We start from the raw sequence: 26,093 nt of genomic DNA on the forward strand, positions 1-26,093 counted from the left end.
TTTCCTCACCGTGGATCAGACTTTCGAAGCTGGCGCTCTCCAGCACATGCACCCAGCGGATGGCCCGGTTCAGTCCGTGTTTGCCACCGATGATCTCAGCCTCGGCGAAGTTTCGCATGAACATGTCAGGCGTGAATGCAGTTAACGGAGAAGTGTGCTCCATCAGTTATCCCTCCCTTTGGACAATTGGTGTTTTTAGGCGTTGCAGAAAATCCTTATTCCCGGCTTCTAAATCATATTTGTGTTATATAATATAACATTATTACGATAATTGCCTTAATATTTTGCTTACATATAAGGAGTGATGTAGTAAAATATATCTTAAATCATAAAAAATGTCCTTTTTCTATCTGATCAGGTTATATATCCTAACATATTATAATCAAACTATAGTCATTTCGATTTTTCGTTACATTAGACACATTGTCTAATTTCAAAAGTGTATTTTTTACGTGAACGCAAGTGACAGGGCAAAAGAGCGAGGGGGAAAGCATATGGATTGGGAACTTGTATTTACCATCCGCGATGCGCTGAAAAGACCGCTGTTCGCAGAGGCTGAGATCATCGGTGGCAAACACGGACTGAACCGGGCCATCCGCTGGGTGCATGTGCTGGAGAGCGCCAGCTTCGAAAGTCTGATCCACGGTGAGGAAATGATTCTGACAACAGGCATGGGTGCGTGTGCAGATATTGCTTCTTCCTTATCCTTTATGCAGAATCTGATTGATAAGAACGCCGCCTGCTTATGTATCGAGCTGGGAACATACTTCAGCAGCATCCCGCAGGAGATGATCGAGCTGGCCAACCGCCACGATTTTCCGCTGATCATCTTTACCCGTACCGTACGCTTCGTAGATATCACACTCGACCTGCATTCCCTCATCATTAACCGTCATCACCGGATGCTCCAGGAGCTGGAGAGCATCTCCCGCGAATTCCACCGTCTGACACTGACTTCCCAGGGCACCCTGAAGGTGCTGCAGTTATTATGCAAAAGCACCCGCACCCAGATTGTTTATATGCAGCTGCAGGGTAAACCTTTGTTCTTCCCGGCGCTTTCGCCGGATGAGCAGGCTCCGCTGCTGAGCTTCTTCGAAGCCTTCAGCGAGGAGATGGAGGGGGTGCAGCCCGATGCCGCCCCATATATCCGCGAATACGGCCATAAGATGATTGCGGTTAAGCCGGTGGGCGCACTCGACCAGACCTGGGCCTATATCCTGATGGTCTGCAATCACAAGCCGCAGGAATTCGACTGTCTGCTGCTGGATTCCGCCTCCCTCTCGATTGCCCAGGAGCTGCTGCGCACCCGTTATATGGAAGAGCGCAAGCTGTTCTCCGAGAATCTGTGGGTCGATGAGCTGATCAGCGGGCGCACCCAGGACGACAACCGGCTTAAAGGGCTGGTCGGCCCCGATTTCAATGTTGTGAACGAACTGCCCTACCGCGTCTGCCTGATTGAAATCGAGAATCCGCGCGACGTCAAATGGAACAGCTCAGAAAATGACTGGGAATCGATCACCTTCCACCTGTCGCTCATTCTGCGCTCCCTCTTCGAGAAATACTCCCTGCGGCCGCTGATCACACTCAAGAACAACCGCCTGACTGTCATTGCACTCGATATCCAGTCGAAGCTTCCCGGTAAGCTGCGGCTGCAGCAGGCACTGGATGCCCTGCAGCATATCCGGGCAGACGAGAAGCTGAAGGACCTGCAGCTCGTCATCGGAGTCAGCAAGTCCCATAAGGGCCTGAAGCACGCCTATGCCGGATATCAGGAATCCGTACAAGCCCTGTCACTCTATTCGTGCTACCAGAAATCCGTACTGTTCTACGAGGAGCTCGGGGTGTTCCAGCTCCTGCTCAACCTGAATGACGGCAAGACCCTGGAGAACTTCATCCGCAGCTATCTCGGCCCGCTGATTGACCATGACCAGTCCAAGGGCAGTGAGCTGCTGCTGACACTCCGCGTATTCCTTGATCATGACGGCTCGAAGCAAATTGCGGCCCGCAATCTGTTCATCGTCAGACAATCGCTCTACTACCGGCTGGACAAAATCACCGAGCTGCTCGGCGAGGACTTCATGCTCCCGGAGAACCGCATATCGATTCAGGTTGCCCTGCGCGCCTATCAGCTTCTATATCCGGAGAAGCTCACTCTGCCCAGCTCCCGTTCAGCACAGCTGTGAGTGTCTCCACAATGAACTGGATGTCCTCATCGGTAGAGGAAAGCGGAGGAGCAATAGTCAGCACATTGTTGAAGCCTGCCACCGTATCCCCGTTTTTGCCGATGATAAGGCCTTTAACTTTGCACCCGGCAATAATACCTTTGACAGTGTCCAGATCGGCCGGCTGCTTAGTGGATTTGTCGGCCACCAGTTCAATGCCGAGAACCAGCCCGAAGCTGCGGATATCGCCGACCAGCTTGTGCTCCAGCAGCCCGGAAAGCCCGCTGTACAGCCTTTGCCCCAGAATGTCTGCACGTTCCACCAGATTCTCCTGCTCCAGCACCTCCAGATTGCGCAGTGCCAGAGCACACGCAGCCGGATTGCCGCCGAAGGTGTTGACGTGGCGGAAATGGCCGTAACTGTCACTGTTATCCTTGAAGGCTTCATAAATATCCTTGCGCACTGCTGTTGCCGAGAGCGGAAGGTAAGCACTGGTCAAGCCTTTGGCCATGGTGACGATATCCGGCTTGATCCCGAAATTCTGATGGCCGAATTTACGCCCGGACCGCCCAAAACCACAGATCACCTCGTCAATAATCAGCAGCACACCATGCTTCCGGCAGATTTCCTGCACCCGGTCCAGATACACCTGGTGCGGCACGATCACACCGCCGCCGGTAATGACCGGCTCCATAATCACGGCTGCAACCGTCTCAACGCCTTCCCAGACGATCGTATCCTCAATCGCCTGCGCACACTGCAGGTTGAATTCCTCCACGGTCATGCCTGCAGGACGGCGGTAGCTGTCCGGCGGAGCAACATGCAGGAACCCGGCCACCAGCGGCTCATATTTATATTTGCGCTGCGCCTGGCCTGTCGCCGACAGCGCCCCGAGCGAGCTGCCGTGGTAGCCGCGGTAGCGGGCAATGAATTTATGCCGGTAATGCTGGCCGATCTGCTGCTGGTACTGGCGCGCTATTTTGAAGGCCGCCTCGTTCGCTTCCGACCCGCTGTTGGAGAAGAAGATCACATAATCGCCCTCCAGCCATTCGTTCAGCTTCTCGGCGAGCGCGATAGCCGGCATATGGCTCTGGGTCAGCGGAAAATACGGCAGGCTGAGCAGCTGATTGTAGGCCGCCTCGGCCAGCTCCTTGCGTCCATATCCGACATTTACACACCACAGTCCGGACATACCGTCCAAAAATTTGTTTCCATTGATATCGGTAACCCAGGATCCGCTGGCTGAAGCTGCGATCATCGGCGGATTCGCCTCGCTGTACGGTGTAATGTTATGCCATAAATACTGCTGATCCTTCTTGACGGCCGCTTCGCTCTCTTTGCCCAGGCTCTGCATGGCAACTCTCTCCTCTCGATACTCCAGTTTATTTAACATGTATTTGATGGAGCTAATAACGTGCAGTAATCATCTTCTTGCGGGTATAGAATTCAACACCGTCACGGCCGTTCGCGTGCAGGTCTCCATAGAACGATTTCTTGTAACCGGAGAAGGGGAAAAAGGCCATTGGTGCCGGCACCCCGAGATTCACGCCCAGCATTCCCGCATCAATGTCTTCCCGGAACTCACGGATCGCCCGGGCACTGTCTGTATACAGGCAGGCACCATTGGCAAACGGCGAACGGTTCGTAACCTCAATCGCTTCGGCGAGATCTTTGACACGCACCACCGACAGCAGCGGAGCAAAAATCTCATCCTGCCAGATCGTCATCCCCGGCTGTACACGGTCAAAGATGGTCGGGCCAAGGAAATAACCTGCACCAGACACCGCGCTGTCCTTCCGGCCGTCACGCACCAGCTCCGCCTGCTCCTTGATCCCCGTTTCGATGTAGGCAATCGTCCGTTCCTTGTTCGACTGGCGGATGACCGGACCGAGGAAGACACCGTCCTCCTTGCCGTTCCCGATCTTAAGTCCGTCAGCAGCCTCTACCAAGCGGCTTACCAGTTCATCAGCGACCGCCTCATGCACAACTACAACGGCGCAGGCCATGCAGCGCTCACCCGCCGAGCCGAAAGCCGCGGCAATAATGTTCTTGACCGCGTTATCGAGGTCTGCGTCAGGGAGCACAATCGAGTGATTCTTGGCTCCGGCCAGAGCCTGCACCCGCTTGCCGTGGGTCGTTCCCTGCTTATATACATATTCCGCCACCGGCTGCGAGCCGACGAAGGAAATCGCCTTCACTTCTTCATGCTCCAGCAGCCCGTTTACCACCTCATGTGCTCCGTGCACCACATTCAGTACACCCGGCGGAAACCCGGCTTCGGCAAACAGCTCAGCCAGCCGGTTGACCAGCAGCGGCGTCCGCTCGGAAGGCTTCAGGACAAAGTTATGCCGCAGGCGATGGCCAGCGGAAACATCCAGCAGGGTACCATCATCGGAAAGTTGAATGGCGCAATCCCGCCGACAACCCCCAGCGGATAGCGGTACATCCCCGATTCAATTCCGGTAGCAATGTCCGGCAGCTGGCTGCCCATCATCAGTGTCGGAATGCCGGAGGCAAATTCCACACACTCGATGCCGCGTTGCACTTCACCCATAGCCTCCTCCAGGCTTTTGCCGTTCTCCAGTGTGATTAGCTCGGCCAGCTCATTCCAGTGGTGTACCAGCAGCTGCTGGTACTGGAAGAAATAGCGGGCCCGCCGCGGAACGGCCACCTTTTTCCACGATTTAAAAGCCAGCGCCGCTACCTGTACCGCATCATCCAGCTCTTCCTTACTCGAAATTGGAACGTAAGCGATTACCTCACCGGTCGCCGGATTATACACTTCCTCCTCTTTCCCGGAGCGCGATTCCACCCAAGTGCCGTTTACATAATTCTTAACTTTTCCGGCCTGCCCTACTAGCAAGGACATCCCTTTCACCTCTTTCATCATCTGAGTTGCCGATTATAATAGATGACCGCCACATCCGGCGGTCATCTATTAGGAATATGAGCGAAAACCTTTATTTTGCCGCCATCTCTACAATTTCGTTCGTATAGGCTTCATCCACTTTGGAGGCTTCTTTGATTACACCGAACTTAAGTGCGATATCCGCGGTCTGCTGAAAGGCTGCAGCATCGGTATAACCCATTTTTGCAGCATCGAAGCCTTCCGGCTGAATCAGCTTGGCAACCTCAGTCATCATCGTCAGCTGATGCTCACGGGTGGTACTACCTTCCTCTGCCAGCTTCATCACACTGTCTACTGCCGCTTCAGGGTCAGCGATAGCGTCTTTCCAGCCCTTGAGGGAAGCGCGGACGAACTTGGCTGCCGTCTCCTTGTTCTCTGCAAGCCATTCTTTGTTGGCAAACAGATTATCTTCCAGCATAGCCACACCCTCGTCATTCATGTCGATAACATTCAGGTCTTCCGCCTTAATGCCCGACTCCAGCACCACCTGATATTCGTTGTAGGTCATCGCCGAAGCGGCGTCGATCTCACCGCCGAGGAACTGGTCCATCGTGAAGCCTTGCTTCGTGAAGTTCAGATCCTTATTGGAATCCAGTTTGTACTTATCAAACAGTGCCAGAATCTCAAACTCATTGCCGCCCATCCAGTTGCCGACCTTCTTGCCCTTCAGGTCCGCCGGCCCGCTGATTCCCGCATCCTTCTTAGAGACCAGAACAAGTCCGCTCTTCTGGAAGATTTGCGCGATCTGCACCAGCGGCATTTCCTGCTCCTGGCTGGTCAAAAGGCTCGCTACCCAGTCCACACCGATATCCGCCGATCCGCCGGCCACCTGCTGCTCCGGTACGATATCCGGTCCGCCCGGCAGAATCTCCACCTTAAGCCCTTCCTCTGCGTAATATCCTTTATCCTGTGCCAGGAAGTAACCGGCGAACTGTGCCTGAGGCACCCATTTCAGCTGCAGCTTCACTGTTACCGGGTCTGCAGCCGGTTCTGTTGTTGCCGCCGTCTCCGGTGATGCAGATGCCTCTGTTCCTGCCGTCGACTCTGCCGCAGACGTATTATTATTGTTGTTCCCGCCACAGCCTGCCAGCAAAGAGATGACCATGATCATTACCGCCAGCAGCAGCCCACCACGAAATTTGCCTTTTTTCCCGTTCATCAAATGCAACTCCCCCTACCAATTTGAGTTTGTAGTCCTGCAAAAGCACAGCATGGTTACCGTCGTGGTGACTGTATGCATACGGCCCGCGGTCAGGTTCTCTATTTCCCCTCACGCGATAGTCCGGATGTAATGGGATAAGGGTGTTACGAACGCTGGGAGCTATGCCACTTGATGAATACCTTCTCCAGCCGTTCAACAATCAGGTAAAAGAGGACTCCGGCAATCGCCGCAAGCACAATACACGACCAGCCCAGCGGCATCTTCGCCACCTTGATCGAATTGGAGAGCAGATAGCCGAGCCCCCTTGAGGAGAAGAAGAACTCTCCCACTATCGCTCCGATCATACTGGCAGTAGCGTTGATCTTCAGTGCCGTGAACACATACGGCAGACTGTTCTGGATCCGCAGATAGCGGAACACTGCGGGCTTGCCGGCTGCATATGAATGCATCAGATCCAGCGCCAGCGGGTCTACAGCCGCCATACCCTTATAGGCATTGATCGCCATCGCCGCCATCGTGGTCGCGGTAACAATCGCGGCCCGAGAGCCGATGCCGTCACCGAACCACAGATTCATAATCGGAGCGAGTGCCACAATCGGCACCGCGTTGAGCGCAGCCACAAGGGTCAGGCTGCCGCCGCCCCAGCGGGGCCAGGCGGTTGCCGCCAGGGCAATCAGGAAGCCGCAGGCCGAACCGATCAGCATTCCCACTACCGCCTCGGTCAAGGTATAGCCGGTATAAGACAGCAGCAGGCTGTAATTCTCCCGCATCGCTTCCCAAATGGCTGAAGGCAGCGGGAGCTGATACTTTTTCAGGTCAAACAGCTTATGAAACACCTGAAACTCCCAGAGGAGCAGGAACAGCACTCCGGCAAGCAGAGGGAGAATCACACCAGGATTAAGCCATTTCAAAAGCCGGCGTTTGCCTTTTTGCTTCTGCGGACCGGACGATACACTATTTCTCGTTGTTATCAGAGAGGGTGATGCCTCCTCGGTTCCGGCAGCAGTAATATAGGAAGGTTCGCGTACAGAGTTAGTTCCCATCAGCGGTCCCCTCCCTTCGGACGAAACTCCGGCTGCCATGGCGCTACCAGCCGTTCAATCAGAGTCATCAGCCAATAGCTGGCGATGCCAAGCAGCGCCCCGACCAGCACCGTAGACCAGAACATATAGGTATGGGACGGGCCGTAATAAAGATTACGCAGCATAATCACGCCGATGCCGTGCTGGGCTCCCATCAGCTCCACCAGAATCGCTCCGGTTACAGCCAGGGGGGCAGCGATTTTGAGGCCGCTGAACAGTCCGGGCAGTGCAGCCGGAAAACGCAGCTTCCAGTACACGGCCCAAGGCTTGGCGGCGTAGGAGTGCATCAATTCAACGGCCGAAAGATCAACACTGCGCAGACCGCGCAGCATATTCAGGGCAACCGGAAAAAAGGTAATGTAGCCGGAGATAATAATCCGTGACACCTGTTCATCCCGCACAATCCCATAGATGATCGGGGCAAGCCCTAGAATCGGAATCATCTGTGAGGCAACGGCATAAGGGAAGGCGAGCTGTTCAATCGTCCTGGACAAGCTCATCAGCACAGCGAGGAGCACGCCGGCTGCGGCACCAATCAGAAATCCGATACCGGCATTACCGAAGGTCGCTCCCCCTTCCTTCAGCAGCGTGCCGCTGTACTTCCACAAGGTTGCAGCCACTTCATGCACATATGGCAGCTTGGATTGGGCCAGCGGCGTTTTGGCCACATGAAGCAGCATCCAGGAGACTGCCTCCCATACAACCAGCAGGCCGAAGATCCAGACGAACAGCGGCAGAACGCGGCTGCGCATAATCGGGCTGTTCCCCTTCATTCGCTACACCCCTTCGAAACTGTCGCGGATACGGGCGATCAGTTCAAAAAACTGCGGGCTGTTTCTCATCTCGGCTGTGCGCGGACGCGGCAGCGGGATATCAACGACGGCGGACAGCCTGCCCGGATGCGGGGAGAGGACAAAGACCCGGTCAGAGAGGAAAATCGATTCGGGGATACTATGGGTTACAAAAACGATCGTGCTCTGCACCTTACTCCAGACGGACAGCAGCTCCTCATTCAGGCGCTCACGGGTAAACTCATCCAACGCGGAGAACGGCTCATCCATCAGCAGAATCTCCGGCTCCATCGAAAGTGCACGGGCGATGGCGACGCGCTGCTGCATACCGCCGCTGAGCTGCCAGGGATATTTATCGGCGAACCCCTGCAGACCTACAAGATCCAGCAGCTCCAGCGCCTTATCCTCGCGGACCGATTTCTTGACACCCATCAGCTCAAGCGGCAATGTAATATTATGTTTCACCTTACGCCAGTCATAAAGCACAGGGCTTTGAAAAACAATTCCATATTTTTGCGCCAGTCTGGCTTCCTTGGCACTCTTACCTGCCACCGTGACGTTGCCGGCCGTTGGTGTCAAGAGATCTGCCATCAGTCTGAGCAGTGTCGTTTTGCCGCATCCGGAAGGACCCAGTAAAGAAACGAACTCACCTTTGGCAATATCCAGGCTTACCTGATGCAGTGCGAGCACATCCGCAGTCTCCGTCTGATAGCGCATTTCGACATTTTCCAGTAGTATTTCAGGAATTTTCGTCGCTACAAGTGACATGTCCAGCTCCCCCTTCATCCCTGAATCGGATTATTGTATGTTAAATAACATAACATATTTTGGTTTAAAACGATGATAATATTTTTATCATGTAGGATTAACTAACATGTTACACTTTGCTCCCCGGACACTCACTAGACAAAAAGTAAAATTGCACCTGCTAAATTCCGTCACTTTGTCTAGCCACCGGCTATTATTGTTACGGATCGCTTCAAAACTGTGATACTATTTACTCATATATCCTTGCTAAAACAGGAGACCCTTTACCGATGCTAAATGCACATAATAATGCCCCATGGTTATCTAAGGCGCAGTTTGCGGCCCCGGACCCTGCATCTGATGATCATCCTGCATGGAGGAACATCGCATGGGCTCTTTAATTTCAAATTATATTGTCATCGTCTCCATATCCGGTGTACTGAGCGCGCTCCTCGCCCTGTTTGCTTACTATAAGAAGACCGATTTCGCGGGAAACAAGCCGTTTATTTACAGCTCCTTCTTTTCAGCGGTCTATACGTTCGGCTTCGCACTGGAGCTGTCGGGGAGCACCATGGAGGAAATCGGGTTCTGGATCAAAGTAGAGTATCTGGGCATGCCTTTTATCGCGCCTTCCAGCCTGATTATGATTATGTACTTCGTGGGATTGGAGCGTTTAATTAATAAAAAGCTGCTGACTCTGCTGTATTCCATTCCCTGCATCTCTGTACTGCTCGTATGGACCAATGAGTCTCATCATTTGTTCTACCAGTCGATGCTATTCCGGGAGAATGCCCCCACTCCGCTGGTTGATGTTGTGATGGGCCCCTGGTATATCGTGCAGGGCAGCATGACTTTTGGATGTATGCTGGCCGGAATGTGCCTGATTCTCTGGCAGTGGAACCGGATGAAGCGGGTCTACCGGAGGCAGATGATTACGATCTTTATCGGGCAGTTCCTCCCGGCTCTGGGTGCATTCCTCTACCTGATAGACAAGACTCCCTACGGCATGGATCCCGTGCCGATTATCATGAGCATAACTTCAACGCTGTACATTTGGGCCATTCTCTCCCGGGGGATGCTGACTGCGGCTCCCATTGCCCGAGAGAATCTGTTCGAGAGCATGCGTGACGGGGTACTGGTCACCGACCGTTCCGATATGCTGATCGACTACAACCGGGCCGCTACCGAAATGCTGGAGGGCCTGGACTCCTCGGCTATCGGGCATCCTTTGGCCAAGCTGTTTCTGCCTGCCGGCAAAGAAGCCGTGGATTATGTAATGAATGCGGACCCGCTGTTGAGTGAGGAGCGGGAGCTGGCCTGGAATTTTGGCGGCAGTACTTGTTATTACCAGGTCCGCTCCTCTCCGGTACTGAAAAAGGATGGCAATCTGGCCGGGCGGATGATTATGCTGATCGACGTGACCGAACGGACCCTGCTCCAGGAGAAGCTGCAGCAGCTTGCCACCATCGACAGCTTGACCGGCATTTACAACCGTACCTATTTCATGGAACGAAGCCGCACGCTGCTGGAAGAGGCCTCCATGAATCAGATCCCGGTCTCGATCATTTTGCTGGACATCGACTTTTTCAAAAATATCAATGACCGTTATGGTCATCAGTATGGTGACATGGCGCTCCAGCACATTGTGGGGGTATGCCGCAGACATACCCGCGAAGGGGATGTATTCGGTCGTTACGGAGGCGAGGAATTCGTGATGTGTCTGCCTGACACATCACTCCAGCAAGCGGCTTTATTGTCGGAGGCGATCCGTAAGGATATTGAACGCAGCGCATTTTATACACTTTCAGGACCTATCAATGTAACGGCCAGCTTCGGGGTGGCCGAGGCTGGCCGGGAGAATATCTCCCTGGAAGAGCTGCTCTCCGAAGCCGATCATGCCCTGTACACTTCCAAGCGCAACGGCCGCAATGCTGTCCACATGTCCAGCGGGGCAGCTATTACCCATTTCACTCCGCTCTAGCAAATACTGCATTACGCCAGACAGCCCCGTTCCATTGGAAACGGGGCTGTCTGTTTACTATCTGTTTGTATGCAATAAGGCTTGAATCTGTTTATTTCGGTCCGGCCATGAAATAGTCTACGCCCTTCAGCAAATCTCCGGGCAGTTCTTCAAGCTTCAGGTAGTCTTTCATTTCCAGCACTACCCGCTCCCGGTTGTGTCCGAACACATCCACCACCCGGGCCAAACGTTCCCATGGCGCCAGATCAGCGCGGAAATCCTGGTCATTCATCGGAACACCATGAGACTCTACATACCATTCCGCACCGAATCCGTACGCCATTTCAAGCAGTCTGAGGAAGCCGGTGCTGCTGTACTTATACGGGCCGCCATAAACGGAAGGACCCAGCGCATCCCCCAGGAATAGAACCTTGTCCTCTTGAACATAGAGCACGCAGGAGTCTGCCGAGTGATCACCGCCGACATGAATCAGCTCACAAGTCACTCCCCCAAGATCAAAAGTGATCCTGCCGGTGAATATAATATCTGGCTGCCTAATGGTAACCGCCCCGGAATCACCGTATTCCAGACGGATATGCTGCACGCTTGCTTCACTGATTGTACCTGCTTGTACCAGTTCAGCCATTTCTTCCTCTGACCAGCCGCGTCCGCTTAAAGCAGCCAGAGCCTCTGCGGTTTCCTCATGGGCAACCGCCGGAATATCCCACCCACTCATACCGAAGCTGTGATCCCAGTGCCAGTGCGTCAGCACCAGCATATCCGGCAGCCGGCAGCCACGCCGCTCCAGCTCCTCGCGGAATTGCCCGGCATGGGCAGGCGAAGCGCCCGCATCCATCAAAAGCGTCCGCCGCTCTCCCGTAATTGCCGCCAGCACCGGACGGTCGGTTGCATGCTCCGCGTGCATGATCAGAATATGTGGACTAATCTGCTCGAATTTATGCTCCATTCCCAGCTTCCTCCTGTGCAATCAATCAAGATAAATAAAGGCAGACCCGCAAAGTATATCCCGTCATTCTTTTGGCGATAACAGCACCCATAGCGATATCTCCGGACCGGGCATATTTACAGCGCTTTATCCCTTCATGTTGCATCAAATGGACGTTTTAATCAACTGCAGTTGTTTGCGACAGCAGGGTTTAAGTTTAATAGAGGTTAGTTAATCTAAATCGGCCCTGTGAACGGGACAGCCGATAAGGAGGATTTTGCGATGATCAAAATCGGGCTAACCGGTTTCGGGGACCATGAAGAGCTATACGGCAAAATCAAACCGGCCGAACGCCTGCCTGCATACAGCGCACATTTTCCCATCGTGGAAATCGACAGTTCCTTTTATGCTGTGCAGCCGGTCAAAAATTACGTGAAATGGGTCAGCCAGACCCCCGATGAGTTCAAGTTTATCGTTAAAGCCTACCAGGGGATGACTGGGCACCTGCGCAGAAAAAAGAATTATTACGATACGCCAGGAGAAATGTACGAGGCCTTTCACACCTCCATTGCCCCGGTAAAAGCAGCCGGGAAGCTGGCGATGGCGCTCTTCCAATTCCCTCCATGGTTCGATTGCACCAAGGAAAACGTGGAATTCCTCCGCGAGGCCAAGGAACGGATGCTGGATGTCCCGGCTGCAGTCGAATTCCGCAATGAATCCTGGTACAGTCCGGAAATGCGCGATAAAACGCTGAGTTTTCTTACCCAGGAAGGCTGGATTCATACCGTAGCCGACGAGCCTCAGGCAGGATCGGGCTCCATTCCGGTTGTGCCTGTAGCGACAACACCGGATATAACCTATGTCCGGCTGCACGGCCGCAATACCCAAGGCTGGAATCAGAGCAGCCACCCCGACTGGCGTAAGCTGCGTTATTTGTACCGCTACAGCACAGAAGAACTGACAGAGTGGCGTGATCGGCTGCGGGAGCTTGAAAAAACATGCCGGGAGCTGTATGTAGTCTTCAATAATAATTCCGCCGGCGATGCCACACCCAATGCGAAAGAATTACAGGCATTACTGGGAATTGACGGCGGCCTGGCACCGCTTCAGCTAGACTTATTCAACTAGGCCCCGCTAGCACCAAGTTCTACATATATCTCTTTTACTCCTTGGCAGCGCATTGAACTACCAAAAATCACTATTCAGCACTTGAATTTATAAGGAGGCAAAAAGGGAATGAAGAGAAATCATACGATGATGCAGTTTTTCGAATGGCATGTTGCGGCAGACGGGCAGCACTGGAAGAGGCTGGCGGAGATGGCACCGGAGCTGAAGGCCGGTTTTATTGACTCCGTCTGGGTTCCGCCTGTAACGAAGGCCATTACGCCGGAAGACACGGGTTATGGTGTGTATGATTTGTACGATCTGGGTGAGTTTGATCAAAAAGGAACGGTCCGCACGAAATACGGCACGAAACAGGAGCTGGTTGAGGCCATTGCCGAGTGCTTAAAGAACGGCATTGCCGTATACGTTGATCTCGTTATGAATCATAAAGCGGGTGCAGACGAGACAGAAGTCTTTGAAGTTATTGAGGTTGACCCGAACGACCGCAACAAGGAGATCTCTGCCCCCTTCGAGATCGAAGGCTGGACCAAGTTCACCTTTCCGGGGCGCGGTGATGAGTATTCCTCTTTCAAATGGGATCATACCCATTTCAACGGTACCGATTTCGATGCGAAGGAAGGCCGGACCGGAGTATTCCGGATCAACGGGGAGAACAAGGCCTGGAACCCGAACGTCGACGACGAGTTCGGCAACTATGATTACCTGATGTTCGCCAATATCGATTACAGCCATGAGGATGTCAAACGCGAGATGCTGGAATGGGGGAAATGGCTGGTCGATACACTGCAGTGCAGCGGCTACCGCCTCGATGCCATCAAGCATATCAACCATGAGTTCATTAAGGAATTCGCCCTGGAAATGGGCAAAAAACGGGGAGAGGACTTCTACATCGTCGGCGAATTCTGGAACGACAATCTGGAAGCCTGCCGGGAATTCCTGAATACGGTGGATTATCAGATCGACCTGTTCGATGTGTCGCTGCATTATAAGCTCTACGCAGCCGCGCTGGGCGGCAGGGATTTCGATTTGACGCATATTTTTGATGACACGCTTGTCCAGACTCACCCCGGCAATGCCGTAACCTTCGTGGATAACCATGATTCACAGCCCCACGAGGCGCTGGAGTCCTGGGTTGGCGACTGGTTTAAGCAGAGCGCCTACGCCCTGATCCTCCTGCGACGGGACGGGTATCCGGTGGTCTTCTACGGTGACTATTACGGAATCGGCGGGCCGGTTCCGGTGGACGGCAAAAAGGCGGCCATCGATCCGCTGCTGTACACCCGCTATCACAAAGCCTACGGGGAACAGGATGATTACTTCGACCATCCCAACACGATCGGCTGGGTGCGGCGCGGCGTGGAGGAGCTTCCGGGCTCAGGCTGTGCGGTGATCATCTCCAATGGAGACAACGGCGAGAAACGGATGTTCGTGGGTGAAGAGCGTGCGGGGGAAGTCTGGGAGGATTTCACCCATAACCGCGAAGAGCAGGTGACGATTGGCGAGGATGGCTGGGCTGTGTTCCCGGTGAACGGCGGCAGTGTATCCGTCTGGGCTCTGCCTGATGAGGAGAATACGGACCCGGAAGAGGCTCCCGCAAGCGGTGAGGACGCGTCATAAGCAAGAAGAAACGGCTTGGCCGTTACGTAAATCATATTACAAAAAAAAGAGGGGAGCCTCTGCCGCGCAGGCAGGGTTCCCCTCTTTGCTGTTGCCGGGATCAGCGGCTGAGCGGCGGATGCTCGCCTTCGGCCCATCCCCCGTTATCACTGTTCAGAATACGTTCCATCGGATATACCTGACGCACAGCGGTTACGACACCTGCGCATAAAACGGCTTTGATCAGATCCCCCGGAATGAACGGCCACATGCCCGCGGTTAACGCTTTATTGAGCGAGTCCATGCCTGTGGAATGCGCCAGCCACCATACCCCTCCGGGATAGACAAGCAGCGCGCCAAACAGGAAATTGGCGGTAAGCAGCTTAGGAAACGTATATTTATTCTGCTGTGTGCGCTCGGCGCACAGGCCAATCAGGAAAGCAGCAAACGGCCAGGATAAAATATAGCCTGCTGTCGGCCCGACCAGCACGGCCATCCCTCCGCTGCCGCCCATCACCGGGAATCCGGCTGCGGCAAGACCAATGACAATCAGCACAGCCAAGGTGCCGTAGCGTGCTCCAAGAATAGCACCTGCCAGCATGACAGCCAGTGTCTGCAGCGTAATCGGCACAGCCGAAAAAGGCAGGTAAATTTTAAAAAAGCTGAGTGCGATCATGACTCCGGCAAACAATGCGCTGAATATCAGGCCGCGAGTCGTCCACTTTTTCATTTGTAGCAGTCCCCCCTTTTTTTTAGGAACACTATACCATCCCGCTCCTTATACATCAATCTCTAATCTCTGATATAATCAAGAGCAATTGTGCATTAACACTGTCAGGGAAGCAGGTAGGATTGATGATTACGGCCCAAAATTTATCTTTGTTCTTCCGGGACGGCCAGTACAGGCTGCCGGTATTGCAGGGAATTTCCATTCCTATCGAACGCGGCGAATGGGTCGCGCTTACCGGGGCAAACGGCTGCGGCAAATCGTCTCTGATCCGTCTGTTCAACGGCCTGAATATTCCGGCCGGAGGCAGCTTAACCGCAGCCGGACTTAATCTGCGTTCACCGGAGAACCGCACTGCGGTCAAGCAGCATATTCAGCTTGTATTCCAGAATCCCGAGGCCCAGAATGTAGGCTCTACCCCTTACGAGGACGTAGCCTTCGGTCTGGAGAACCGGGGGTTATCCCCAGGCGAGATGGAGAAGCGGATCACCCGGGTCCTGCAGCAGGTGGGGCTGGCGCATAAATCGGAAACCGATATCTCCGCCCTGTCCGGCGGGGAACGCCAGCGCCTGGCGGTAGCCTGCTGTCTCGCGCTTCAGGCAGAGATGATTATCTTCGATGAGGCTACATCTATGCTGGACCCCGCCGGACGCAGCGACATTCTGGATCTGGCCCGGAATCTATGGCGCCAGGGAACGACCATTCTCTGGGTCACCCAGCGGGTAGAGGAGCTTGCAGAGAGTCCAAGAGTAGCGGTTATGGGGCAGGGAACGATGCTGTATGACGGCGATCCCCGTACCCTGTTCTACAGCTCGGAGCTGCCCGGGCAGCTGGGCTGGGAGCCTGCACCGGTGATCTCCATCGGAAGGCTCCTGCAGGCGAAGGGCTGGCCCCTCAGGCTGCTGCCGCTGACCGAGCAGGAACTGGAGGCAATCCTATGAGCATGAGCATCCGGGCGGAGAAGATCTCCTTCTTCTACGATACTGCAGCCGCCCTCCAGGACATCAATCTGGAGATCAGCCAGGGAACACTGACCGTCCTCTGCGGTGTGACCGGAAGCGGCAAGTCCACTCTGCTGCGGGTGCTTGCAGGACTTGCCGCCCCTGCTGCGGGAAGGGTTGTTTATGCTGCTGGCCCAGGGGACGAGCCTAACGTATCCATAGTATTTCAACAGCCGGAGACCCAGCTGTTTGCAGGCAATGTGCATAAGGAAATTGAGTATGGCCTGGAGCAGCACGGAGTGCCGAAGGCGCAGCGGGCGGAGCGGATCCGCAGCGCCCTGTCCAAGGTAGGACTGCCTTATGAGAGCTTCGCCGGACGTTCTCCTTTCCTCCTCAGCGGAGGAGAGAAGCGGCGGCTGTGTATCGCTGCCGCTATTGCTACACAGCCCGGGCTGCTGATTCTCGACGAGCCGACCGCCGGATTGGATCCGCAGGCGGCGCAGGCGCTGCTCACGCTGGTGCAGGAACTGCGGGCGGGCGGCATCACCCTGATCATCGGTACGCATGATCTGGACAGCTTCCTTCCGCTGGCCGACCAAGCGGTCGTGATGTCCCAGGGCTCCGTCCATTATGACGGGCCCGCCGCACCGCTGGCGGCCGACCACCTGCTGCTCCGTTCAGCCGGGCTGGAGCCGCCCGCCTACTCGCGCATCGGGCACAGACTCCGCCGGCAGGGACTGCTGGCGGAGCAGCCGGACAGCCTGGATGCGCTGCTGGCCGGGCTGAGCTTGCAGCTGCCTCCCGCACCTGCGGAAGCTGGCAGGCCCCAGACACCTGAGGAAGCGCAGCTGGAGGCTCCGCCTGCCAACGACAACCCGGAAGCTCCCGTCAGGGAGCATAGCCAAACAGCCCCGCGCCGGAGGTTCTGGCAGGGGCTTGACCCCCGCGTGAAATGGCTGGGGATGGTGCTGGGTTCACTGGTTGTACTGGGCATGAACAGCTTGACTCCGCTGCTGCTCACCGCTGCCCTTGTTGCCGGATTAATCGGAACTGCGGGAATTTCCTGGAGCCGGACGGCAAGGTTCTTCCGTCCGTTCCTGCTGATGTTCCTGTTCCTCTGGCTGCTGTCTGCGCTTGACTGGGCATCCCCGGACATTACCCTCGGGTTCCTGGGCTTCAGCTCGGCAGGCATCCTGCGCGGGGGGCTGAACGTGCTGCGCTTCCTGCTGCTCATTGCCCTTGGCTTCCTGTTCACGGAGACAACCACCGGCGCACCGCTGCGCGAAGCGCTGGAGTGGGCCATTGCCCCGCTGAAGAAGCTGGGCATCCGTACCCGGGGCTGGTCGCTGGCCGTATCCGTCACGCTGCAGTTCGTGCCCTGGATTCTCGGCAAGCTGAGCCAGCTGCAGCTGGCGCTGAAGTCGCGTGGGAGACTTCAGCGCGGTCCCGCGCGCTGGAGTCCCCGGCAGATTAGCTTACTTATTGTGCCGCTTCTGATTCTTGTCATCGGCATGGGGGATGAGCTGGCTACAGCCGTTGAATCCCGCGGTTATGACCCGCAGAAAGCACGGACTCCTTCGTATCAGCTGAACTGGCAGCCTAAGGACACGCTGGCGCTGGCCAGTGTTATGCTTATGGCGGCTTTGCTGTGGTGGGTCTCCCGGATCAGCTGAGCTTATAGCTCAGCATGTATTCCGTATACCCGTCGATTACGCCGAGCTGCGGATCGTTCACGATCCATCCACCGGGAATGTCCATCTCCCGGCAGGCCAGCTCGAAATTGCAGGCTGCAATGCCGAGATCGATCCGCTGCATTTCAAAGCCCAGCTTGTTCCCGCTATAATTCGGCGTATGCTGCAGATAGAAATGCGCCTGCCGCCGGTCAGCGGACAGCACGATCCGCCAGGGCTGCTTGTTGGAAGCCGAGGGGCCGAGCCGGACCATCTCCAGCGGTGCGGCCAGCCTGCCGGCGGACTCCGGAGCCAGCAGTCTTTCGAATCCCGAATCGAAATACAACTCGCGCCACGGCTTCTTCTGATCCGCCTTGACAATATAACGCATAGTTGTGTCCAGCAGCCGCTGCTTCTCCCGTGCATAGCCAAGCGGTGTAATGCAGGGAATGATCTCTCCGGGCGCAAGCTCAAGCTCACGGGCAAAGGAATTGCGGTTAAAGGTTCCCCCAATCCAGCAGGTACCCAGGCCAAGGCCGGTAGCATAAAGAATAAGCTTATGAAAAATATATCCGAACTCCAGCAGCGCCGTCTGATCGTTGCGCACCACGCCCACCAGATAGGCCTGCGGATTCTGAATAATCCCGTATGCGCCGAGCTTGATGCCCTTGCCGTCTTCGCCCCCGCTTTTGGCCCAGATCCACTCCATCCTTGCCCTCCCCCCGAAGGGTCCGAGCAGATTTTCCTCCTGATGCAGATAGTCCATAATAGAAGCGTGAACCTCTTCCCCAATCGGTGTCGTCTCATAGGTGCGTACTGATTTCCGCTTCTCGATGATATCCATAACGGCGATACCCATTATTTCAGCCCCTTCCTCTACTCTCCCTGCTGCAGAAATTGCACGTTACCACTGGCCGGTTTGTAAAAGCTACGCCGAACGTAACTTTTTTCACATACTAATATTAACATCTATAGATGTTTATGCATAGCTTAAGGCCCAGAATGGAAGTTCCCGCAGACATGATCATTCTAAAAAATAGGCAAAGCCTGGGGAGCATCCTCAGGCTTTGCCTTCTTCCGTTCTATTCCTTCTCCTGCGGATGACGGGAAACCAGCCGGACCAGATCCATAGTCAATATCGGCAGAATCAGCGAGGCGGGATAAGCCAGATATCTGGGCTCCCACTGCGGATTGAATTTCTCCTTATAGCGGCGCAGACCGGCAAACCCGTACCAGTGTCCCCCCCGTACAAAGACAAGCCGCGCTACCTTCTCCTCCCGCAATGCGCCGGAATTCTGCCCTACACTGGATAGGGGGGCATTGCCGAGATTAAACCACGCATAGCCTTGCGACTTCGCCCACTCCAGCAGATGGACAAACAGGTAGTCCATAGTGCCGTTCGGAGTATCCTTCCGGTGGCGCATTAAATCAATCGAAATGGTTGTTCCGCTATCATAGCAAGGTGCAATAGAGGCAAAAGCGGCGATTCTGCCTTCCGCCCCGCGCAGCAGCGCTATAGGTGCAAGCTGCATATAGGACGCTTTGAACCAGCCCAGGGAATATCCCTTTTCAGTGCGTCCGTCCAGCCACTCCTCCGATACAGCCTGGAGCTCCTGCAGCAGCGTCCCGGAATGCGGGGCTTCCGAAACCTCAAAGGTATAGCCTTCGCGTTCGAACCGGTTGCAGACGCTGCGCAGGTCGGAATTTTTTTTGCCGCTGAGTGTAAAGCCGGCGAGCGGTACTAGGGCTTCTTCGCCCAGCTTGAAGAAATGGTAGCCCTGCTCATGGTAGACCGGCAGAAACTCAGGCGTCGCCTGGTAAAATACAACGGATAGCCCGTATATATCCGCCGCCCGCCGGAATTCGCTGATCGCCTCGTTCATCAGCGCTCTGGGGCCAAGCGGATCGCCCAGCACGACAAGCTTGTCCCTGGTTCTGGCAAAGGCGAACAGCACTTTTCCCTTCTGGGCCCAGTAGAAGCTTTTGTCCCCCAGAAACAGCATATGTGTCAAGGCATTCCCCTTCGTTCCGGCAAGGAAGTGCTCCAGCCGCTCCATATCTTTATCCGCTAAGATCTCCTCCGCCTTCCGCTGCGGACGGAGGACCGCCAGCATCGTCACAATGAGCCAGGACACCGCCAGGCTACCGGCCGCTGCCACCGCTACATTACTGTGCTGCTGCAGCCACTCCGGCCGGATGCCAGGCGGCAGATGCTTCATAAATCCGCGATGCGCGTAGCTGCCCAGCAGGTAATAACCAAGCGCGATAAGTGAGGTCAGCAGCAGCCACCACAGGGTACTCTGCTTGCTGACCGGTACGCTGATCCGGTAGAACCTTGATCTAGAAATCCACAGAATCAGGGCAACCAGCAGCAGAAACACCGCTTCCTCATAATCAAATCCCTTGGTGAACGCAAATATGGCCCCGCCGAACAACAGCACGCTGGTCCAGAGATACGCTCTCCTGACCCGCAGGGAGATGCCTCTGGACAGCAGGATCAGCAGAAATCCGATCAGCACCGATAAATGATGAGAAATTTGCATGACCGGCAGAGACAGCAGCTCCTCCGTCATCCGCAGCCGGTATAGCAGCCCAGGGGTTGCAGCAGACAGCAGCAGAATGAGCCCGCTCGCCAAAACCAGCTTACCAAGCGCCCAGAAGCCGAGATCACTCAGAAAAGTATACTGTCCGGGCCAGCCCCAGATTTTCTGCCAGATATTGAGCGAGGGCTCGAGCATTTCCCCGCTCTGGTCTGTGTTTTTTCTTCCCTGCAGTCCGATTTCCAGGGCAGCCAGTACAAGGCCGATCAGCCAGGGCACTACATAATAAAACAGCCGGTAGATCACCAGCACAGCCATAGCCTGGTCACTGTTATGTCCGAGCTGTGTGAGACCGAGCAGCGCAATGAGATCGAATGCGCCGATGCCCCCGGGGGCCATGCTCAGAATCCCTGCCACCGCAGCAACCAGATAGATGCTGAACAGCGTAACGAATTCTGCGCCGCCAAGCAGGTGGCTGCCGATTGTCCAGAACGTAATTCCGGCAAACAGCCATTCCAGAAAAGAGGCCCCTACTGAAGCCGCTACTGTAAACCAGGGGGTTCTACCCTGTCCCCGGTTAATCCACTTGGCAAACAGCGAGGAACGCTGGATAATCACAAAAAACGGTAAATAGAGCGCCATGCCCCAGACCGCGAAGATCAGCCATTTATGCTCGCGCATCAGTCCGTGGGCAGGAAGCAGGCCGGTCAGATTGCCCCAGGACAGCAGTGACAGGCCGGTAATCATCAAGGGGGAGAGAAATACGAGCGCAGGAGCTAAGGCCGCAGCGGGCACACCGCTTTTCTTATAGAGCAGCGAGCGCAGGCCTATGCCGGCAAGTCCGGCAAACCCAATCAGATTGTTAAAGGTATTGGCAATCCAGGCGTAGCGGAAGGTGCTCCAGGCTCCGATCCTGAAACGGAAATGCTGCCGGATCAAATAATCATAGGCGCTCATAACTGCCACCGAGAGCAGCGCAACCCCCATCATCTCCATAACGGCAGAAGCCGGCACATGCCGGAGTTCTCTTATCGTAAGCCCCAGGTGCACCTGCTTCAGCTCGTGCTGGCCTTCCCAATATACCAAGGCTATAATGGCCACCGGAAAGAGCATTCTTACCGCCCTTATCCGGTAGATGGACAACAGCAGCCGTACAATCCGAAAACGTTCTAATGTCTGTTTAATTGAATGCATGATTTCTCCCTGCCTTATTATGGGCGCATGCCTCTGATTCAGACATTTCAGCCGTTTCTATCTCCCCATTATACCAATTTCAGGGGAAGAAGGCTCATCCAGAGCAGCACCAAAAAGAGGACCCCTTCACGGCAAAGGTTGTCCTCTTTTTGGTGCTGCTCACTGCGTTGCGATTTTAAACCCGAATGTCAAATCTGCCTTCACTGTCAGTGGTAGCGTTAGCGATTTGCTCTGCACTTGCTGCTGTAAGCGAATTGCTGTTAGCAGGTTTTTCAGGAGGTGCGCTTTGAGCTGCCGCAGAGGAACTGCTGCTCTTGGACTTCTGGGCAATCTGCGTCTCGATCTGCTTAATCTGCTGCTCTAGCTGTTTGGTTTTGGTTTCCTTGGTTTTTTCGTCGTCCTTACTGGACTGTACCTTCTCCAAGTCGGCCTCCAGCTTCGCTTTTTGTTTTTCCAGCGAGCTGGTATCAGTTGCACTTAAAGAGGTATAAGAAGTCGAAGCGGCGGTGGATGTAGCGGATGAAATATTCATGCTTGTCCCTCCTTTCACCACTTCAATATAACCCCTGTACCCGAACCTAACGTTAAAATGGGCTGAAAGTTTGCTGAAAGTGCCTGAAGGAGGGAACTGCAGCTATCCCTGCTTCCCTGCGCCGGAATCAACGCCTGTGCTGCCTTTAGCCCTGGATTTGCGGTTGACCAGCATTACGCTCAGCAGGATAATGGCCAGTCCCGCCACCGTATTGGCATAGACCGGCTCGTTCAGGAAGATAACCCCCCACATCAGCCCGAATACCGGAACCAGGAAAGTTACACTGACGGTTTTTACCGCACCCACACTCTGAATCAGGTAAAAATATAGTAAATAGGCGACAGCCGTACAAATGATAGATAAGCCGAGCACAGAGTAGACCGCTGCCGCTGACGGCAGATGCCGGGGAGCAAAAATGACCGCGAGCGGAAGCAGCGCTACGGCTGCTCCAAGCTGCTGGCCGGCGGCAAGCGTAAGTGGTGCAAGGCCACGGCCGACACGGGCGGCATACAACCCTCCGAAGCTGTAAGAAAGCGCAGCCCCGAGGGAAAAGAAGACCGACAGCAGCACCCTTCCCTCAAGCGGCACCGGACTCCACCCGACCAGCACAGCCACGCCCAAAAGTCCGATAATTAAGCCGATGGATTTCGATATTCCCGGCTTCTCGCCAAGGGTTCCCCAGGCGGCAAGCGCTGCGAACATCGGAGTAGTCGCGTTAAGAATGGCTGCCAGTGAGGCGTTCAGCTCCAGTTCAGCCATGCAGATCAGTGTAAAAGGCAGTGCGGCGTTCAGCGCCCCAAGCAGCAGAAACTGCTTCCAGTGCCGCCCCATCCCAAGCGTCTTCCGTGTAATCCTGGCGTAGAGCAGTAAAGCAGCAGCAGCCAGCGTTACGCGGAGTTCTGTGGTAAACACCGGCCCCAGCTCAGGAGAGGCGATTCTCATAAACAGAAATGAAGCTCCCCAGGCAAATGCCAGCAGCAGCAGGACCGTAAAGTCTTTCCGGCTCATCTATGATCCCCCTTCCTGCAGAGGAGCAAATAGGACAGGATGGAACAAAGGCCGGCACCGGCGATGACTACCGCCATCGGAATTGCCGTTTCGTCGCCGCCAAGGCCGACCAGCGGAGCCACGCAGCCGCCCAGCAGCAGCGGCAATAGTCCGAGCAGCGCCGAGGCGCTTCCTGCCGATTCACCCTGGTCCTGCATGGCCAGTGAGAAGCTGGTCGTGCCGACCAATCCGACACTGGAGACCACAGCGAACAGGCAGAGCAGGATCGGCAGCAGGCCGCCTCCGGCCAGAACCGCGGCCAGCAGCAGTACTCCGCCGAGCGTGCAGAGTGCAAGACCGCTGGCGAGCAGATTCCGTTCGCCAAGTCTCCCGGACAATCTGCCGGCAATCTGTCCGGAGAGGATAATGCCGAACCCGTTGACGGCAAAGATCAGACTGTACATTTGCGGAGAGATCCCGAACATATTCTGCAGGACAAATGAAGAACCCGAAATATACGCGAACATCGCTGCAGTAACAAAACCCTGGGAAAGGGCATAACCCATAAACCGTCCGTTGCCGAGCAGCCCGCGAAAGGTAAGCAGTGTTCCTCTAAGCCCGTTTCTCACGCGCCGCTCCTTCGGCAGCGTCTCCGGCAGCCGCAGCAGAATCATCGCGCAGAAGAGCAGCCCGGCGCAAAAGAGCACAATGAACACCCCCTGCCAGGAGGTTACTCTCAGCAGCTGCCCCCCGATAATCGGTGCAAAAATCGGCCCCAGCCCGTTGACAATCATCAGGAGTGAGAAGAACCTCGTTAATTCTGAGCCGCTGTACAGGTCACGGACTGCCGCCCGTGAGATGACCACTCCTACAGAGCCGGCAAAGCCCTGAATAAAGCGCAGCACGACCAGCAGGCCGATGGAGGGGCTGAATGCGCACAGCAATGAAGATACGGTATAGATCAGCATGCCAATCAGCAGCGGGCGGCGGCGTCCATGGACATCGCTGAGCGGTCCGGCCACCAGCTGACCGGAGGCCAGTCCCAGCAGAAAGAAGGTCAGACTAAGCTGCACCAGCGCAGCACTGGTTCCGAAATGCATACCGAGCTCAGGCAGGGCAGGCAGATACATATCAATCGACAAAGGGCCAATCGTCGCAACGGCCCCCAGAATAAGTGCCAGCTGCAGCCTCTGTTTCCGTGACGGCCCTTCTGCCGAGAGCACGCGGTTATCCATTTTTTCTCTGATCATGATACAATGACGCCTACCTTTCTGCAGAAACCCTCAGGCCTGTTTTTAGTAATCTTCATACTACCTGATCGGGGACAGAATGTTCAATGCTTTTTCCCTAATCCAAAAAACCGCCCGCAGGAGCTTTTAAGAGGTTGTCAGCACTCTTAGCAGCGGCCCCACAGGCGGTTGCGGTGATACTATTTTTCAGACTTGAACTTAATTGATGTGCTGACCCAGCCAATTCCGGGCGGCCTCCACCTCGGCTGTACTGAGGCGATGGCCTTGATTCCCCCAGTGGGCAGTAACGTCCGCTCCCGCTCCCTGCAGCAGCTGCTCCAGTTCCCGGGTTTCCTCTGCCTTGATCAGCGGGTCATTGGTTCCCGCCCCGATGAATACGGAGACACCGGCAAGGGAAGGCAATGTCAGACCCCGCAGCGGAACCATCGGATGCAGCAGTACCGCAGAGCGGAAGATGCTTCCGTAATGGAAGAGCAGGCTGCCGGCAATGTTGGCTCCGTTGGAGTAGCCGACGGCGACGAGATTGTTGCTGTCGAAGCCGTACTGGGCAGCGGCACTGTCCAGGAACTGCTTCACCTCATGGGTACGGAAGATCAGATCCTCCTCATCGAATACCCCTTCAGCGAGACGGCGGAAGTAACGCGGCATGCCATTCTCCAGCACATTTCCCCGGATACCCAGCACCGAGGAGCCGGGAGACAGCATTTCCGCCAGCGGGAGCAGATCATGTTCATTGCCGCCGGTGCCATGGAATAATACGAGGGTCGGCAGGGTGGCATCCGTACCTTTTTTAAAGACATGAATCATAGCTGGTTCACCTCCACTTCACGGATTTCAAACGGGCTCAGATTAGCTTCGATCACCGCACGATTGGGTTCAAACCATACTGGCAGCATCAGCTTCTGCCCCAGTTTATCCGGGTCCTCATCACGGGCAAAGCCTGGAGGATCGGTAGCAATCTCGAACAGGATGCCGCCTTCCTCGCGGAAGTAGATGGCGTTAAAGTACTGGCGGTCCTGTACTGGCGTCGGCTGGTAACCATGACTCTGCACGGTCCGGCCCCACTGGAGCTGTTCGGCATCATCTTTGGCACGCCACGCGATATGATGCACCGTACCTGTTCCTCCGCCGCCCTGAGGCACCGGCGCTGCTTTCAGGTCAATAATATTGCCAAGATCACCTGTAGAGCGGAAACGGATATAACCGTCGCCTTCGGCGATCTGCTCAAGACCCAGCGTACGGGTCAGTGTATCCGCCGTTTTGTCAGGGTCCGTGCTGTACAGGACCGCGCCTCCAAAGCCCTTAACCGCATGCTCGGTAGGTACTCCCCCGAAGGACCAGGTGCTGAGCGGACCCGCTTCGCGTTCTACCAGCTCGATCCGCAGGCCGTCATAATCGGCGAAAGACAGGTAGGACTCCGAAATCCGGGTTACTTTGGTCACCGGAATCTGGTAAGCAGCCAGCCGCTCCTCCCAGAATCCCAGCGATCCGGCCGGCACAGCGTAGGTGGTTACCCCAACCTGGCCGCCGCCGATTCTGCCTTTACGACCGGTCGCCCAAGGGAAAAAGGTGATGATCGTACCGGGAGCACCCTGCTCATTCCCGAAATAGAGATGGTAGACCTCCGGAGCGTCAAAGTTAATTGTCTTCTTTACCAGTCTCAGCCCGAGAATCCCGGCATAGAAATCGGCGTTGCGCTGCGCGTCCTTAACAAAAGCGGTAATATGGTGAATTCCTGCAGTTTGAAGTGTCATCTTAATCCATCTCCTTAAA

The 26,093-nt window shown here is 55.3% G+C and carries 20 protein-coding genes and 1 pseudogene; 6 read left to right on the forward strand and 15 right to left on the reverse strand.

The genetic code is table 11. The features are described 5' to 3' along the window. Nucleotides 1-494 precede the first annotated feature (494 nt). On the forward strand, nucleotides 495-2,183 hold the full coding sequence (locus L6H70_RS16925; protein WP_236335062.1) for a PucR family transcriptional regulator: 1,689 nt from the start codon (nucleotides 495-497) through the stop codon (nucleotides 2,181-2,183). Here L6H70_RS16925 and L6H70_RS16930 read toward each other — a convergent pair. From L6H70_RS16930 to L6H70_RS16955, 6 genes and pseudogenes are all read right to left on the reverse strand, one after another. Continuing rightward, complete coding sequence (locus tag L6H70_RS16930; RefSeq protein WP_423802843.1) at nucleotides 2,149-3,555, reverse strand: aspartate aminotransferase family protein; 1,407 nt, start codon at nucleotides 3,553-3,555, stop codon at nucleotides 2,149-2,151. The two genes, L6H70_RS16925 and L6H70_RS16930, sit on opposite strands and share 35 nt — an antisense overlap. Before the next feature lie 13 nt (nucleotides 3,556-3,568). Further along, nucleotides 3,569-5,031, reverse strand: a pseudogene (locus tag L6H70_RS16935) (CoA-acylating methylmalonate-semialdehyde dehydrogenase). Between the two features lie 91 nt (nucleotides 5,032-5,122). Then, on the reverse strand, nucleotides 5,123-6,229 hold the full coding sequence (locus L6H70_RS16940; protein ID WP_236335063.1) for an ABC transporter substrate-binding protein: 1,107 nt from the start codon (nucleotides 6,227-6,229) through the stop codon (nucleotides 5,123-5,125). A 146-nt stretch (nucleotides 6,230-6,375) separates the two neighbouring features. After that, a complete protein-coding gene (locus L6H70_RS16945) occupies nucleotides 6,376-7,275 on the reverse strand; it encodes an ABC transporter permease (RefSeq protein ID WP_054942383.1) in 900 nt (299 codons plus the stop codon). After that, nucleotides 7,275-8,087, reverse strand: a complete 813-nt coding sequence (locus L6H70_RS16950) for an ABC transporter permease (RefSeq protein ID WP_054942384.1) — start codon at nucleotides 8,085-8,087, stop codon at nucleotides 7,275-7,277. The genes L6H70_RS16945 and L6H70_RS16950 overlap by 1 nt, the downstream gene beginning before the upstream one ends. Before the next feature lie 3 nt (nucleotides 8,088-8,090). Continuing rightward, complete coding sequence (locus tag L6H70_RS16955; RefSeq protein ID WP_054942385.1) at nucleotides 8,091-8,873, reverse strand: ABC transporter ATP-binding protein; 783 nt, start codon at nucleotides 8,871-8,873, stop codon at nucleotides 8,091-8,093. A 367-nt stretch (nucleotides 8,874-9,240) separates the two neighbouring features. Here L6H70_RS16955 and L6H70_RS16960 point away from each other — a divergent pair, with 367 nt between their 5' ends. Then, a complete protein-coding gene (locus tag L6H70_RS16960; protein ID WP_236335065.1) occupies nucleotides 9,241-10,833 on the forward strand; it encodes a histidine kinase N-terminal 7TM domain-containing diguanylate cyclase in 1,593 nt (530 codons plus the stop codon). Between the two features lie 91 nt (nucleotides 10,834-10,924). Here L6H70_RS16960 and L6H70_RS16965 read toward each other — a convergent pair whose 3' ends face one another. After that, nucleotides 10,925-11,779 carry an MBL fold metallo-hydrolase gene (locus L6H70_RS16965; protein ID WP_236335066.1) on the reverse strand — a complete coding sequence of 285 codons (855 nt, stop codon included), beginning with the start codon at nucleotides 11,777-11,779 and terminating at the stop codon, nucleotides 10,925-10,927. A 261-nt stretch (nucleotides 11,780-12,040) separates the two neighbouring features. On the opposite strand from L6H70_RS16965, the gene L6H70_RS16970 reads away from it, so the two are divergent. Together L6H70_RS16970 and L6H70_RS16975 are read left to right on the forward strand one after the other, a co-directional pair. Then, the gene (locus L6H70_RS16970; protein WP_236335068.1) at nucleotides 12,041-12,886 is read left to right on the forward strand and encodes a DUF72 domain-containing protein; all 846 of its coding nucleotides are present in this window, start codon (nucleotides 12,041-12,043) and stop codon (nucleotides 12,884-12,886) included. A 108-nt stretch (nucleotides 12,887-12,994) separates the two neighbouring features. Then, entirely contained in the window at nucleotides 12,995-14,500 is a 1,506-nt protein-coding gene (locus L6H70_RS16975) for an alpha-amylase (RefSeq protein WP_236335069.1), read from the forward strand. Nucleotides 14,501-14,600: 100 nt separating this feature from the next. On the opposite strand, the gene L6H70_RS16980 is transcribed toward L6H70_RS16975, so the two are convergent. Beyond that, on the reverse strand, nucleotides 14,601-15,209 hold the full coding sequence (locus L6H70_RS16980) for a biotin transporter BioY (protein WP_236335070.1): 609 nt from the start codon (nucleotides 15,207-15,209) through the stop codon (nucleotides 14,601-14,603). Nucleotides 15,210-15,334: 125 nt separating this feature from the next. Between L6H70_RS16980 and L6H70_RS16985 the strand changes: the two genes are divergently transcribed. Continuing rightward, entirely contained in the window at nucleotides 15,335-16,147 is an 813-nt protein-coding gene (locus L6H70_RS16985; RefSeq protein WP_236335071.1) for an ATP-binding cassette domain-containing protein, read from the forward strand. Then, complete coding sequence (locus tag L6H70_RS16990) at nucleotides 16,144-17,820, forward strand: ATP-binding cassette domain-containing protein (protein ID WP_236335072.1); 1,677 nt, start codon at nucleotides 16,144-16,146, stop codon at nucleotides 17,818-17,820. Before L6H70_RS16985 ends, L6H70_RS16990 begins: the two co-directional genes overlap by 4 nt. Here the strand turns inward: L6H70_RS16990 and L6H70_RS16995 are convergent. The 7 genes from L6H70_RS16995 to L6H70_RS17025 form a co-directional block, all read right to left on the reverse strand. After that, a complete protein-coding gene (locus L6H70_RS16995; protein ID WP_236335073.1) occupies nucleotides 17,813-18,676 on the reverse strand; it encodes a nitroreductase family protein in 864 nt (287 codons plus the stop codon). The genes L6H70_RS16990 and L6H70_RS16995 overlap by 8 nt on opposite strands. A 223-nt stretch (nucleotides 18,677-18,899) precedes the next feature. Continuing rightward, complete coding sequence (gene mprF, locus L6H70_RS17000; RefSeq protein WP_236335074.1) at nucleotides 18,900-21,551, reverse strand: bifunctional lysylphosphatidylglycerol flippase/synthetase MprF; 2,652 nt, start codon at nucleotides 21,549-21,551, stop codon at nucleotides 18,900-18,902. A 175-nt stretch (nucleotides 21,552-21,726) separates the two neighbouring features. Continuing rightward, nucleotides 21,727-22,083, reverse strand: a complete 357-nt coding sequence (locus tag L6H70_RS17005) for a FlxA-like family protein (protein ID WP_236335075.1) — start codon at nucleotides 22,081-22,083, stop codon at nucleotides 21,727-21,729. A gap of 102 nt (nucleotides 22,084-22,185) precedes the next feature. Continuing rightward, on the reverse strand, nucleotides 22,186-23,091 hold the full coding sequence (locus L6H70_RS17010) for a DMT family transporter (protein WP_236335077.1): 906 nt from the start codon (nucleotides 23,089-23,091) through the stop codon (nucleotides 22,186-22,188). After that, on the reverse strand, nucleotides 23,088-24,320 hold the full coding sequence (locus tag L6H70_RS17015; RefSeq protein ID WP_236335079.1) for a multidrug effflux MFS transporter: 1,233 nt from the start codon (nucleotides 24,318-24,320) through the stop codon (nucleotides 23,088-23,090). The genes L6H70_RS17010 and L6H70_RS17015 overlap by 4 nt, the downstream gene beginning before the upstream one ends. Nucleotides 24,321-24,518: 198 nt before the next feature. Continuing rightward, nucleotides 24,519-25,127, reverse strand: a complete 609-nt coding sequence (locus L6H70_RS17020; RefSeq protein ID WP_236335082.1) for an alpha/beta hydrolase — start codon at nucleotides 25,125-25,127, stop codon at nucleotides 24,519-24,521. Continuing rightward, nucleotides 25,124-26,074, reverse strand: coding sequence for a ring-cleaving dioxygenase (locus L6H70_RS17025; RefSeq protein ID WP_236335084.1), 951 nt, complete (start codon nucleotides 26,072-26,074; stop codon nucleotides 25,124-25,126). The genes L6H70_RS17020 and L6H70_RS17025 overlap by 4 nt, the downstream gene beginning before the upstream one ends. Nucleotides 26,075-26,093 lie beyond the last annotated feature (19 nt).

The sequence above is a fragment of the Paenibacillus auburnensis genome (assembly GCF_927798115.1).
GTDB lineage: Bacteria > Bacillota > Bacilli > Paenibacillales > Paenibacillaceae > Paenibacillus_AQ > Paenibacillus_AQ auburnensis.